11 protein-coding genes are annotated in these 13,827 nt (G+C 54.0%); 6 read left to right on the top strand and 5 right to left on the bottom strand.

Translation table 11 applies throughout. The features are described 5' to 3' along the window. Positions 1-69 precede the first annotated feature (69 nt). Positions 70-1,980, top strand: coding sequence for a methyl-accepting chemotaxis protein (locus ADINL_RS02035; RefSeq protein WP_036543370.1), 1,911 nt, complete (start codon positions 70-72; stop codon positions 1,978-1,980). Positions 1,981-2,026: 46 nt separating this feature from the next. Here the strand turns inward: ADINL_RS02035 and argH are convergent, their stop codons facing one another. Further along, positions 2,027-3,427: an argininosuccinate lyase gene (argH, locus tag ADINL_RS02030; RefSeq protein ID WP_036543367.1), complete on the bottom strand. Its 1,401-nt coding sequence runs from the start codon at positions 3,425-3,427 to the stop codon at positions 2,027-2,029. Positions 3,428-3,577: 150 nt separating this feature from the next. Here argH and hemC point away from each other — a divergent pair, with 150 nt between their 5' ends. From hemC to ADINL_RS02010, 4 genes are read left to right on the top strand one after another with little or no spacing between them, the layout of a single operon-like run. Beyond that, positions 3,578-4,513 carry a hydroxymethylbilane synthase gene (gene hemC / locus ADINL_RS02025; RefSeq protein ID WP_036543364.1) on the top strand — a complete coding sequence of 312 codons (936 nt, stop codon included), beginning with the start codon at positions 3,578-3,580 and terminating at the stop codon, positions 4,511-4,513. Positions 4,514-4,517: 4 nt separating this feature from the next. After that, complete coding sequence (locus ADINL_RS02020) at positions 4,518-5,339, top strand: uroporphyrinogen-III synthase (protein WP_036543360.1); 822 nt, start codon at positions 4,518-4,520, stop codon at positions 5,337-5,339. After that, positions 5,323-6,588, top strand: coding sequence for a uroporphyrinogen-III C-methyltransferase (locus ADINL_RS02015; RefSeq protein WP_051632484.1), 1,266 nt, complete (start codon positions 5,323-5,325; stop codon positions 6,586-6,588). Before ADINL_RS02020 ends, ADINL_RS02015 begins: the two co-directional genes overlap by 17 nt. After that, the gene (locus ADINL_RS02010; protein ID WP_036543357.1) at positions 6,585-7,844 is read left to right on the top strand and encodes a heme biosynthesis HemY N-terminal domain-containing protein; all 1,260 of its coding nucleotides are present in this window, start codon (positions 6,585-6,587) and stop codon (positions 7,842-7,844) included. The genes ADINL_RS02015 and ADINL_RS02010 overlap by 4 nt, the downstream gene beginning before the upstream one ends. A gap of 69 nt (positions 7,845-7,913) precedes the next feature. Here ADINL_RS02010 and ADINL_RS02005 read toward each other — a convergent pair whose 3' ends face one another. From ADINL_RS02005 to trxA, 4 genes are all read right to left on the bottom strand, one after another. Continuing rightward, positions 7,914-8,654, bottom strand: a complete 741-nt coding sequence (locus tag ADINL_RS02005) for a ferredoxin reductase domain-containing protein (protein WP_036543354.1) — start codon at positions 8,652-8,654, stop codon at positions 7,914-7,916. After that, positions 8,647-10,140, bottom strand: coding sequence for a 4-hydroxy-3-polyprenylbenzoate decarboxylase (ubiD, locus tag ADINL_RS02000; RefSeq protein ID WP_036543353.1), 1,494 nt, complete (start codon positions 10,138-10,140; stop codon positions 8,647-8,649). Before ubiD ends, ADINL_RS02005 begins: the two co-directional genes overlap by 8 nt. 96 nt (positions 10,141-10,236) lie before the next feature. Continuing rightward, positions 10,237-11,496, bottom strand: a complete 1,260-nt coding sequence (gene rho / locus ADINL_RS01995; RefSeq protein WP_036543352.1) for a transcription termination factor Rho — start codon at positions 11,494-11,496, stop codon at positions 10,237-10,239. A gap of 253 nt (positions 11,497-11,749) precedes the next feature. Beyond that, positions 11,750-12,076 (bottom strand): thioredoxin TrxA, encoded by a 327-nt coding sequence (gene trxA, locus ADINL_RS01990; RefSeq protein ID WP_036543350.1) that lies wholly within the window; start codon positions 12,074-12,076, stop codon positions 11,750-11,752. A 189-nt stretch (positions 12,077-12,265) separates the two neighbouring features. On the opposite strand from trxA, the gene ppx reads away from it, so the two are divergent. After that, positions 12,266-13,792: an exopolyphosphatase gene (ppx, locus tag ADINL_RS01985; RefSeq protein WP_051632482.1), complete on the top strand. Its 1,527-nt coding sequence runs from the start codon at positions 12,266-12,268 to the stop codon at positions 13,790-13,792. Positions 13,793-13,827: the final 35 nt, after the last annotated feature.

Here is a 13,827-nt window from a genome sequence, read left to right as displayed (position 1 = left end):
TTACATTTAAAACAACTTAATTAGAATAATAAGAGTCAGATCTTGACTCAGACACACGGAATGACTTGTATGCTCAGAAATATCCGTATCTCGACACGCCTGGCACTGGGAACAGCCTCAATGCTGATCCTGGTCATCGCTACCATTATTCCGACCACCCTGAGCCTGCTCAGTAATATCACACAGCGCGCGGAAAGCCGTCAACTTGAAGACCTGCATAACGCATTATTATCCTCTATTGAGGAAACAGCCGAGCAAGCCCTGCGTATTACCACGGCATCCATCAGCAGCAAAGGAATCAGTGCAGCCCTGGCCGAGCGGGACCGCACCCAGCTCATGGAACTGACCCTGCCGGTTTTTCAGGCACTGCAGACTCAATACAACATTCAGCAGTTTCAGTTTCATCTGCCTCCGGCCACCTCCTATTTGAGACTACATCAGCTCGACAGGTATGATGATGACCTGAGCAGTTTCCGTGAAACAGTCGTACTCGCCAACCAGCTGCAACGACCTCAAAGCGGGCTTGAGCGAGGCGTGGCCGGTATCGGGCTCAGAGGTGTCTTGCCGGTATACCACCAGCAACGTCATATTGGCTCAGCAGAAGTCGGGCTCTCTTTCGGGCAGGATTTTTTTGACCGCTTCACCGAACGGTTTGATGCCAGGGCAGCGCTGCACATTACCACACAGAGTGGCTTTGAAACCTTTGCATCAACACTGAGCAGCAACACCCGCCTGACACCCGATCAGCTCAGTCGCATTCAGTCAGGCGATATTCATACCAGCACGTATGAACAGGATGATCACAGCTGGGCCGTCATGGCTCGCCCGATATTCGATTTTTCCGGCACAGCCATCGGTGTCCTTGAACTACAGATCGACCGATCTGAATATGTGCAACACTATCAGCAAGCACTGCTGCGTATTGCAGGTATCGGCGCTCTTTCCCTGATCCTCGGCCTGATCATGGCAGCTGTTCTGGCACGCAGTATTATCTACCCTTTACGGGAGACCGCCGCAAGCCTCAGCAACATTGCTGCGGGTGACGGTGACCTGACAGCACGACTGGATACCAAAGGGCGTGATGAGCTGACTGACCTGGCCAGCTCATTCAATCATTTTGCTGAACACATTCAGCATCTCATTCGTCAGGTCAGTGCGGCCACTGTGCAGCTGGCAGCGGCAGCAGAGCAATTATCCGCATCCAGCACTGACACGTCAGACCAGGCACGGCGCGTACAGTCTGAAACCCTTCAGGTGGCGACCGCCATGAATGAAATGACTGCTACCGTCAGTGAAGTCGCAGATAATGCTGATCAAACCTCGTTCAGTGCCAGTGCTGCGAATGACCTTGCGGCTACGGGCAAGCAAAAACTGGCGGTGACACAGAAAGCAATTCAGACACTGGCCAATGACCTGGTATCGGCCACCGAAACCATTCACCAGCTCTCTGAGCACAGCCAGGAGATCAGTAAAATCCTGGATGTGATTCGAGACATTTCAGAACAAACCAACCTGCTCGCATTGAATGCGGCTATTGAAGCCGCGCGCGCCGGCGAACAGGGACGCGGATTTGCCGTTGTAGCCGATGAAGTCAGAACACTGGCAAGTCGAACCCAAAATGCCACCGTGGACATTCAGCACATGATTGAGCGGTTACAGCAAGGAGCAGAACAGGCAGTGACATCGATGACCCAAAGCAACAGCAAAGCGGCTTCCAGCGTGGCAAGCAGCCAGGATACGGATAACGCTTTGAACCAGATCGTGACAGCCATCGAGACCATCAACCAGATGAATGTACAGATCGCGGAAGCAGCCCGACAGCAGTCGCAGGTGGCCGATGAGATTAATCAGAATATCAGCCTGATCACAGATGTCGCAGAAATGACGTCTGGCAGCACAGAGCAGGTGAATACAGCCGCAGATGAGCTGGCCAGATTGGCAAATGATCTGCAGAACAGGATCAAACACTTCAAGGTGTGAAGCCAGGGGGCGGAAAAACCACCGCCCCCTGACCTCGTGCAGACCCTTAACCGGCCTGGCGACTAAGCAACAGCTGGCGCCCGGCAGCCACTGCATGGCGAACCTGGGCAGGAGCGGTTCCACCGATATGATCACGTGCAGAGACAGAGCCTTCCAGCGTCAGTACTTCAAATACATCTGCTTCAATCACCTCAGAGAACTGACGCAGCTCGTCCAGGGTCATCTGCCCCAGATCCTGACCGGTACGGATACCATAGGCAACGGACAAGCCGACAATCTCATGCGCATCACGGAACGCTACGCCTTTGCGCACCAGGTAATCAGCCAGATCGGTTGCTGTCGAGAAGCCACGCAGTGCCGCCTCACGCATCACATCACGGCGCGCCTCCAGTGCAGGCACCATGTCAGCGAACGCCCGCAGACACCCCTTGACGGTATCCACTGTATCAAACAGCGGCTCTTTGTCTTCCTGATTATCCTTGTTATAGGCAAGCGGCTGAGACTTCATCAGAGTCAGCAGTGAAAACAGGTGTCCGTAGACCCGGCCACTTTTACCACGCACCAGTTCCGGCACATCCGGATTTTTCTTTTGCGGCATAATGGAAGAACCGGTGCAGAAGCGATCCGGCAAATTAACAAAATTGAACTGCGCTGACGCCCAGAGCACCAGCTCCTCTGACATCCGCGTCAGGTGCATCAGCAACAGACTGGAAGCGGCACAGAACTCAATGGCAAAGTCACGATCCGATACGGCATCCAGCGAATTACCTGCAGGGGCCGAGAACTGCAGCAGCTCGGCCGTATAGTGACGATCAATCGGATAGGTTGTACCGGCCAGTGCCGCTGCTCCCAGTGGCATGACATTGATGCGCTTGCGTGTATCGACAAAGCGCTCATAGTCACGGCTGAGCATCTCGAACCAGGCCATTAAATGATGACCAAAAGTCACCGGTTGGGCCGTTTGCAAATGGGTAAAGCCTGGCATGACTGTCTCGGCTTCCTGTTCTGCCAGATCCAGCAACCCCTGTTGCAAACGTGAAATTTCATCCAGAATCAGGTCGGTTTCATCACGCAGATACAACCGGATATCAGTCGCCACCTGATCATTGCGCGAACGCCCCGTGTGCAGCTTTTTCCCGGTGATACCGATCTTCTGCGTCAAGGCAGCCTCGATATTCATGTGCACATCTTCCAGTGCCACAGACCACTCGAACTCACCGCGCTCAATCTGAACCCGGATTTCACCCAGACCACGCACAATATCATCACATTCAGACTGGGACAGCACCCCTACACGTGTCAGCATGCGTGCATGAGCAACCGATCCCTGAATATCCTGTTTATACAAACGCTTGTCGAAATCCACTGATGCGGTAAAGCGGGCAACAAAGGCATCTGTCGGCTCTGAGAACCGCCCGCCCCACTGCTGATTGGTCTTGTTGCTCATAATATGACTCTCCATGAACTGGCATGCTGACTAAAAATGCGACCATTATAGCAATCTTGGCCGCACAATGGCGTGTGGTTTATTGTCCGGCAGGTTAATCTGCTACAATTCGTGGCTGAATTTTGGCACTCAGGGCAACAGGACTCCATTATGAGCAGAACCATCCGTATCGCAACACGTCGCAGCCTGCTGGCGCTTTGGCAAGCAGAATATGTGAAAGCCGAGCTGGAAGCCCATCATCCGGGTATACAGGTAGAGCTGGTGACCATGGTGACGCAGGGCGACAAGATACTGGATACCCCCCTGGCGAAAATAGGCGGCAAGGGTCTGTTTGTAAAAGAACTGGAAACCGCCATGCTGGAAAACCGCGCTGACATCGCTGTGCACTCCATGAAAGATGTTCCAATGGAGTTTCCTGAGGGACTGGGCCTGGCAGTAATCTGCCCCCGAGAGCGCCCCACCGATGCCTTTGTCAGCAACCACTATGACTCACTCGATGACCTGCCACAGGGCGCCCATGTCGGCACCTCTTCATTACGCCGCGAGGTACAGGTGCGTGAACGTCGCCCAGACCTGAAAGTCAGCAGTCTGCGCGGTAACGTCCAGACACGTCTGGGCAAACTTGATGCCGGAGAGTTTGATGCCATCATTCTGGCCACTGCGGGCCTGTTGCGCCTGAAACTGGATGCCCGCATTCGCCGTGAAATCCCACCGGAAGAATGCCTGCCTGCCGGAGGCCAGGGTGCTGTCGGTATTGAATGCCGTAGTGATGATACGGAGCTGATGGCACTCCTGGCACCCTTGCACCATGCAGAAACTGCCAGTCGTGTTCTGGCGGAAAGAGCCATGAACCGGCGTCTGGAAGGTGGCTGTCAGGTTCCGATCGGCTGCTATGCCGAGCTCATGCCCAATAATCAGCTCTGGCTGCGCGGCCTGGTCGGCCTGCCGGATGGCAGCCAGGTACTGCGGGACGAAATCAGTGGTCCGACTGATCAGGCTGAAGCACTGGGCATCACGCTGGCCGAACGCCTGCTGGCAGCAGGTGCCGATCGCATTTTAAAGCAGGTCTACAGCGAACGGGGTTAATATCATGGCAGTTCAGGGACCACTGCAGGGCCAATCAATTCTGGTCACCCGCCCGGGCGACCAGAATGTCGCTCAATGCCAGCTGATTGAATCACTGGGTGGCACCGCCATCAGCCTGCCACTGCTCTACCTCGAAGCCGTAACCGATGACTCAGAGCTGTATAGCGCATTAAAACACTGCCTGCTGGACCTGGATCTCTATGCCAAGGTGATCTTTGTCAGCCCCAATGCCGCGCGCCTGGGCGCAGAAAAAATCGATGACTACTGGCCACAACGCCCTGTCGGCATTGACTGGATCGGCATTGGACAGCAAACAACCCAACAGCTTCAAGCACTGGGATTCGATGCCTGGTGCTGTGCCGACGGCTATGATTCTGAAACCCTGCTGGCGACACCGCAGATGCAACAGGTAGAGGATCAGCGCATTCTGATTCTGCGCGGTGACGGTGGTCGGGATCTGATGCGCGATACTCTCACTGCACGCGGCGCCAAGGTTGACTATGGTACGGTTTACTATCGCCGCTGCCCCAGTTATTCTGAACAAACGTTGAAACAGAAACTTGTGGATGCAGCACCGTCAGCTTTACTGATTACCAGTGGTGAAGGACTGACCAATCTGCAGACCTTGATCTCTGGCCATTTGGCAGGCCGGTTTCAAACCTTGTACCACACGCTGTTAGTGGTTCCCAGTAAGCGTATCGCACAGATCGCAGAAAATCTGGGATATCAGCAGATCAAGGTTGCTTCAGGACCGGATGACTACTCAATGGTCCGGGCCATTCTCCCGGAAATGGATTGGAACAGCTGGCATGACAAACAGATCTGACAAGCACGACTCAAACAATAATACCGACACCTCAACCTCTCAGACTGATAGCGCCGACGTTCAGGCACACAGCCCGGCAGACACGACTGACCCCGTCTCCGACACAACCTCTGCCACCGCGGAGACGCAACCCGAACAGCCTGAGACCCGGGAAGCCGCCTCTTCTCAGCCCACGACCAAAACTACTGACGCTCAACCATCAGTCTGGCCCGGACGCATTGCTCTGGTCGTTGCCCTGGCTGCTATCGGTGTCTCCGGTTACCTGTTCATGCAGCAACAACAACTGCAACAGCAGACCGTCACACTGAGCGCCGAGATAGAGAGCCGACTGGCCAGTAATGCCAGTGATGTTGCCCGCACAGTTGCCACAGTCAGCGAGCAGGCCGCCAGCGTCAACCAGCAACTCGGCCAGCTCAAGGAACAGACTGCAGCGGGTCAGCGTAATATTGATAGCCTGCAAGAGCGATTGACCCAGAGCATTCGCCAGGTTCAGGCACAGCAAATGATTTCTGAAAAAGACTGGTTACTGGCCGAAGCCGAATACCTGCTGCGGCTGGCCAACCAGCGTATTTTGATGGAACAAAGCGCAGCTGGTGCTCTGGCACTGCTGCGTGCAGCCGACGAAGTGCTGCATAAAGCCGATGATGTTGCCCTCTATCAGGTCCGCGAAGCTCTGGCGAAGGACATCTCTGCACTGGAAGCCATCCCCCGGGTCGACACCGAAGGTGTGTTCCTGCGACTGAGCGCACTGAACAGCCAGGTTGTCAATCTGCGCATGATTCCAGTCACTGAACGCCACAGACTGCCCGACCTGCTGGAAGAGATCACCCCTGAAGCAGTTCGCGAAACCTGGGGAGCCGGCGCACGCGAAGCCCTGTCAGGTGCTTTAGGTAAACTGGAACAGCTGGTTATCATTCAGCACCGCGATGAACCTGTCGAACCGCTACTGTCGCCGGAACAGAGTTATTATCTGCAGCAAAATCTGCATTTGATGCTGGAGCAGGCACAACATGCCTTGTTACAGCGCAGACAGGGAGCCTATGATGCCAGCCTGACAAAGGCACATCAGTGGATTCAGGACTACTTTGAAGCCAAGGATGCGACGACCCAGGCGCTGCTGCAGGGCATCGCAGAGCTGAAACAGGTCAACGTTGCCCCTGAAGTTCCCTCCGTAGCCGCGTCACTGGAAGCACTGCAGATCCATATCAATGAACTCCGCCGCCTGAAGCGTGAAGGAGGTCAGGGATGAAGCGACTGTTCCTATTGCTGCTGCTGACACTGGTTGTCGGCGCCTGGGCTGGCCAGATGATGGTCACTGACGCTGGCTATGTACTGCTGGCCTACAATTACACCACTGTCGAAACCACGCTGTGGGTGTTTATTGTCGGTGTATTACTGGCCTTTATTCTGCTACACCTGATGCTAAACCTGTTATTCAATCTGCGCCTGCCTGGCGGTCGCTTCCGGCTTTGGCGCTCAGCCAGCCGGCAACGCAGTGCACGCAAGAAAACACTGCAGGGACTGCTCGCACTATCTGAAGGCGACTGGCAAAAAGCACAACGTACGTTAACCCGCTCAGCCGCAGATGCCGATATGCCCATCATTAACCTGATCGCAGCAGCCAAGGCCGCTCAGGAAAACGGTGATGCCACAGGTGCTGATGATCTGCTGAAAAAAGCGCAACAGGCGATGCCTGAAGCCAGCCTGGCGATCAGCCTGACCCAGGCTCAGATTCAGGTCTCCCGGGGCCAGCTTGAAGCCGCCCTGGCTAATCTGTTGAAACTGAGACGCAAGCAACCCAACAACAAGCAGATCCTGAACCTGCTGGTAGAGGTCTGCAGTCAACTGCATGACTGGCAAGGCATAGCCGATATTCTGCCACAGCTACGCCGCAATAAGGTCATGACCGCAGACCGACTGGCACGACTGGAACAGGAAACCCTGTTGCATCTGTTAAAAAAACAGCGCATACCTGCAGCAGGCGCTCCCCTGGAGCCCGAGCAGCAGGTGCGTCACCTGCAAAGCCTGTGGGTCACTTTCCCCGAAACAGCGTCGCGCTATGATGAAGTGGTTGCCGAGTATGTGGACCAACTGATGGCGGTCCAGGGCTATAAGCCCGCAGAAACCTTACTCAGACAACGTCTTGAGCAGCGCTGGAGCGAGACACTGGCACCTCTCTATGGCCTGCTGAAAAGCGACAAGCCACGCAAGCTGTATCAGCAAGCACAGCACTGGCTTAGCCAGCATGAGCAAAGTCCAGGTCTTTATCTGACCCTGGCTCGCCTGGCAGCGCAGTGCAGCCTGTGGAGTGAAGCGGTTGGCTTTTATGAACGCAGCCTGGAAATTGAAGCCAATTTGCAGGTCTGCGGAGAACTAGCACGATTGCTGGAGCAGCTGGAGCAGCCAGAGCGGGCAACGCAGGTAAGGGATCAAACCTTCCGGCAAATGACAGAAGGGCTGCCAAATCTGCCAACACCTCAGCCTGCGCTTAACGCGGCAGAGTAAGACGGGAAAGATTAAGCCTTTGCGGGAAAGCCTGTGTCATCTGAGGGCTGACACAGGCAGATCGATGATTCAAGCCTGACGAACAGGTCTTGGTGCATAGGCAAATACATCCGCATGTATTTGCCTCTCACTGACACCACACGCTTCCAGTGCATCCACTAACGCATACACCATACCCGGTGACCCACAGGCATAGACGCGGACCTCCGCAGGCTGGGTCAGATCCCGTGCAACCCTGGCAGGCAAGGAGTTCTGCTCATCCACTGCGTCGACATCATCGCCGGATATAATCGGAATGTATTCAAAGTTCGGATAATCTGCCGCCCATTGGCGCGCCAGTGCATCCAGATACAGATCATCCGCTTCCCGCGCCCCCCAGTAAAAGCGCATCGGCTGAGTAGCACCACAATGCAGCAAGTGCTCAACCATACTTTTAATCTGTGCAAATCCGGTACTGCCCGCGACAAAACATAATACCTGTCCCGTCGCCAGCTCTTCAGCAACCAGATGACACTGGCCCATCGCCATACAAAGCTCTATGGAATCGGCCTGTTGCAGATGCAACATCAGCGCACGATTCAAATCGCTTTCCGGCATTTCGCGGATATGCAACTCCAGAAATGCGCTTGCCTCAGGCGCTGAAGCTATCGAGAAATAAGCACTGCGCCCGTCTGGCAGGAACAGCTCCAGATACTGTCCGGCTTTAAAGCTGACGCCCTCGGCTGCAAGCGCAGCATAGTCCAGACGCACCCGATATACATCACGGTTCAATCGTTCGCTGCTGATCAAACGCAGCCTGTATCTATTCACACTTCCCTCCCGGGAAAATATCCAAGCTTTCCCATAATTCATCCACGCGAGCCTTGACCTCATCCGACATACTGATCGGCTCACCCCATTCGCGCTGCGTCTCTCCCGGCCACTTATTAGTAGCATCCAGACCCATTTTCGATCCAAGCCCTGAGACGGGTGACGCAAAATCGAGATAGTCTATCGGTGTATTTTCAATCATTACCGTGTCACGAGCCGGGTCCATCCGGGTTGTCATGGCCCAGATCACATCCTGCCAGTCACGGGCATTCACATCTTCGTCACAGACAATCACGAACTTGGTATACATAAACTGACGCAGGAAGGACCAGACACCCAGCATCACCCGCTTGGCATGACCGGGGTATTGCTTCTTCATCGTCACTACCGCTAACCGGTAGGAACAGCCTTCAGGCGGCAGATAAAAATCGACAATTTCCGGAAACTGCTTTTGCAGAATCGGCACAAACACCTCGTTCAGAGCCACACCCAAAACGGCGGGTTCATCCGGTGGTCGACCCGTGTAGGTGCTGTGATAAATCGGATCTTTACGGTGCGTAATGCGCTCCACGGTAAATACCGGGAAGTGATCGACCTCGTTGTAATAGCCGGTATGATCACCAAACGGGCCTTCCGCTGCTGTTTCATCAGGGTCAATGTAACCCTCCAGAATAAACTCCGCACTGGCAGGCACCTGCAAATCACTGCCAAGACACTTGACCAGCTCGGTCTTTCCACCGCGCAGCAAACCGGCAAAAGCATACTCTGACAGAGTATCCGGAACCGGAGTCACCGCACCGAGGATGGTAGCAGGATCAGCACCCAGTGCCACGGCAACAGGGAAAGGCTGACCGGGATACTGCTGTTTCCACTCACGGAAGTCCAGTGCGCCACCCCGATGCGCCAGCCAGCGCATAATCAATTTGTTACGACCAATAAGCTGCTGACGATAAATACCCAAATTCTGGCGCGGCTTGTTGGGTCCCCGGGTAATCACCAGAGGCCAGGTCACCAGTGGACCCGCATCGCCTGGCCAGCAGGTCTGGATGGGCAAGCGGTACAGATCCACTGCATCACCTTCCAGCACCACCGCCTGACAAGGCGCTGATTTCACCAGCTTCGGCCCCATATTGAGCACTTGCTTGAATACCGGAAGTTTTTCCCAGGCATCCTTGAAGCCCTTGGGAGGCTCTGGCTCTTTTAATTGCGCCAGCAGCTTGCCGACATCACGCAACGCACTGACAGACTCTTCTCCCATTCCCAGCGCTACACGCTCTGGCGTACCAAACAGGTTCGCAAGAACCGGGATATCAAAGCCAATCGGATTTTCAAATAACAGTGCCGGACCACCTGCACGCAGGGTACGGTCGGCGATTTCGGTCATTTCCAGAACCGGACTGACCGGCTGGGTAATGCGTTTGAGTTGGCCGCGACGCTCCAACATCTGCATGAAGTCGCGTAAATCCTGATACTTGGGTGTGGACATAACTCGGTACCGGGCATTGAGGCACTGCAATGATAGCAGGCTCATCATGAAAGGGCTTGAGGCAGATTTTACGCCTCAAGCCCTTGAATGGATCGCTTACTTACGTTTCATCGACTGGAAAAACTCATCATTGGTTTTAAAGTCTTTTAACTTATCAATGACAAACTCAGTCGCCGCTGAATCGTCCATCGGATCCAGCAATTTACGCAAAATCCAGATTCGCTGTAACTCATCTTCAGTGGTAAGCAGGTCTTCACGACGCGTACCGGAACGGCGAATATTGATTGCCGGGAACACGCGTTTTTCAGCAATACGACGATCCAGATGCACTTCAGCATTACCGGTACCCTTAAACTCTTCATAGATGACTTCATCCATTTTCGAGCCGGTATCCACCAATGCAGTGGCAATAATCGTCAAGCTGCCGCCTTCCTCAATGTTACGTGCCGCACCAAAGAAACGCTTGGGGCGCTCCAGTGCATGAGCATCCACACCACCGGTCAACACCTTGCCTGACGATGGAATCACCGTATTGTAGGCACGTGCCAGACGGGTAATGGAGTCCAGCAGAATCACGACATCTTTTTTATGCTCTGTCAGGCGTTTGGCCTTTTCCAGTACCATTTCGGCAACCTGCACGTGACGCGAAGGCGGCTCATCAAAGGTTGATGCAACCACTTCACCGCGTACAGTACGCTGCATGTCGGTCACTTCCTCTGGACGCTCATCGATCAGCAGCACGATCAGGTAGCACTCAGGACTGTTACGCGTAATGCTATTGGCAATATTCTGCAGCATCAGCGTCTTACCCGCTTTAGGCGGGGAGACAATCAATGCACGCTGGCCTTTACCCATCGGGGAAACCAGATCAATGACGCGTGCGGTGATATCCTCGGTGCTGCCGTTACCCACTTCCATCCGCATACGTGACTGCGCAAACAGCGGCGTCAGGTTTTCGAACAGAATCTTGTTTTTGGCATTTTCAGGACGGTCAAAATTGATTTCGCTGACTTTCAGCAGGGCGAAATAGCGTTCACCATCTTTCGGGGGACGAATCTTGCCGGCAATCGTGTCACCTGTACGCAAGTTAAAGCGGCGTATCTGACTGGGTGAAACGTAAATATCATCCGGTCCTGCCAGATAAGAAGAATCGGCGGAACGCAAAAAACCGAAACCATCCTGCAGAATTTCAAGGACGCCATCGCCGTATATATCTTCGCCGCTGACAGCATGTTTTTTCAGGATTGCAAAAATAACATCCTGCTTGCGTGAGCGGGCCATATTCTGAATGCCCATGCTGTTGGCGATTTCCAGCAGGTCTGGAACACTTTTAAGTTTTAATTCTGATAGATTCATAGTTTTTTAGGATGCAGCCAAGCGCTGGCTGAAAATTGAATGGTAAGCCGGAGGATTGAATTGGAAAGATGATTGTTTCAGCAGATCCGAGGACCAGACTGTCACTCCCTGCTTGAACCCGACAGGAACATCGGTCAAGCGCAATACGAATATAAAGGGTTTATAGACAACTGTCCAGTTTCTGCCGTCAATATTAAACCACTATTACACCAAGACAGGGCCGTTGATGCACAGCCCTATCCCGATGTGGCATTTACAGATTTGCGTCAATAAATGCAGACAGCTGCGATTTGGACAACGCACCCACTTTGGTGGCCTCAACACTTCCGCCTTTAAACAGCATCAGAGTCGGAATACCACGAATACCAAACTTGGGCGGCGTTTCGTTGTTTTCATCAATATTCAACTTGCAAACTTTCAGCTGGCCTTCATATTCCTTGGCAATCTCTTCCAGCACAGGCGCGATCATTTTGCAGGGGCCACACCACTCAGCCCAGTAGTCCACCAGTACAGGACCGTCCGCTTTGACCACTTCATCTTCGAAAGTAGCGTCGGTGACATTGATTATATTTTCACTCATGTCTCTCTTTCTCCATTGCACCGGGTGCGTTGTAATCGTTTTAATAAAGGGATCATAACACCAGCCACCCGGACTTGTGAACTTATCCGGTAGGCTTAGATACCTGAACAAATCCCTTTAATGGGTTCTTCTATTCCAATCGCTCTGGCAAAATAGCCATCAATCAACTGTAGCTGACCTGGAGCACGCATGGAACTATACGCACAGCCGGATCGATTCGATCAGCCCGTTGAAGGCTCTTTACTGGCGGCGATTGACATAGGCTCCAACAGTTTTCATATGGTCGTGGCACGGCTGGTTGCAGGCGAGCTCAAGACGCTGGACATCATGTCGGAAAAAGTCCAGTTGGCAGCTGGACTGGATGAGTCCGGCATCCTGTCTGAAGAAGCCCAACAACGAGGTATCGATTGCCTGCGCCGTTTTGCCGAACGCATCAAAGAGCTTCCACGATCGGCTATTCGTGCCGTTGCAACCAACGCCCTGCGTGAAGCCACCAACCGCAGCGAGTTTACTGACCGTGCTGCCGGCGTTCTGGGGTTGCCATTACAGGTTATTTCCGGACACGAAGAAGCGCGACTGATTTATCTGGGAGTTGCGCATACCCTGTCCGATGACACTGGACGACGACTGGTCATCGATATCGGTGGCGGTAGTACCGAGTGCATTATAGGTGAGCGCTTTGAATCTCGATTGCTGGAAAGCCTTCAACTGGGCTGCGTCAGCTTCAATGAAGAGTTTTTCCCGGGCGGCACCATCAGCGACAAGGGCTTCCAGCAGGCAAAAATGGCCGCCATGCAGGAGTTACTGTCAATCCGCCGCAACTACCGCCGCATGGGATGGGACAGCTGCGTCGGCTCTTCCGGCACCGCCAAGGCGATTAGCCAATGCTGTATTGAGCTGGGAGTCACCAGCGGTGATATTACCGCCGAAGGGCTCAACCAGCTGAAACACTACCTGCTGAAATTCAACCAGGCCGATGACATCGCGCTGACCAGCATCAAACCCGAACGCAAAGCGGTGCTGACCGCCGGCACCGCCATTATGTGTGCGATTTTTGAGTCGCTGGACATTCAGTGCATGACCTACTCCGATGGCGCCCTGCGTGAAGGTGTCCTCTATGACATGGCAGGACGACTGCGGCATGAGGATGTTCGCGAACGCACCATCCGGGCACTGATGAAGCGGCACCATATTGATGCACGCCACGCGGCCAATGTTGAGGCCACTGCGCTGATACTGCTGGCTCAGGTACGCAACAGCTGGCAACTGACAGAGGATGAATACCATGACATGCTGTGCTGGTCCGCACGCACACTGGAAATCGGCTTGACCATTTCACACAACCGCTATCACCGCCACAGCGCCTACCTGCTGCAGCACTGCGACATGCCCGGATTCAGCAATACTGAGCAGCTATTGCTGGCCTTTCTGGCACGCGCCCATCGGCGCAAACTGCCCAAGGATGAGTGGAAACTGCTACCTGGTGACAAGCAGCAGCCCTATCTGCGCTTGAGTCTGCTCCTGCGCCTGGCAGTCATTTTGCATCGCAGCCGCAGCAAAGCTCGCCTTCCGGCCATTTCAGTGCAAGCAGACGCTCAACGGCTATCAATCAGTTTCCCTCGCGGCTGGCTCAATCACCACCCACTGACACTGGCTGATCTGGAATCTGAGGCAGAATTCCTCAAGAGTATGGATTACAAGCTGAAGTTTAGCTGAGAGGAAGACGACTGGCACTCCATGAGCGCCAGTCG

Source organism: Nitrincola lacisaponensis (genome assembly GCF_000691225.1).
Lineage (GTDB): Bacteria > Pseudomonadota > Gammaproteobacteria > Pseudomonadales > Balneatricaceae > Nitrincola > Nitrincola lacisaponensis.
The sequence above is the reverse complement of the archived record's forward strand: the minus strand, read 5'-3'. Positions and strand labels throughout refer to the sequence as shown.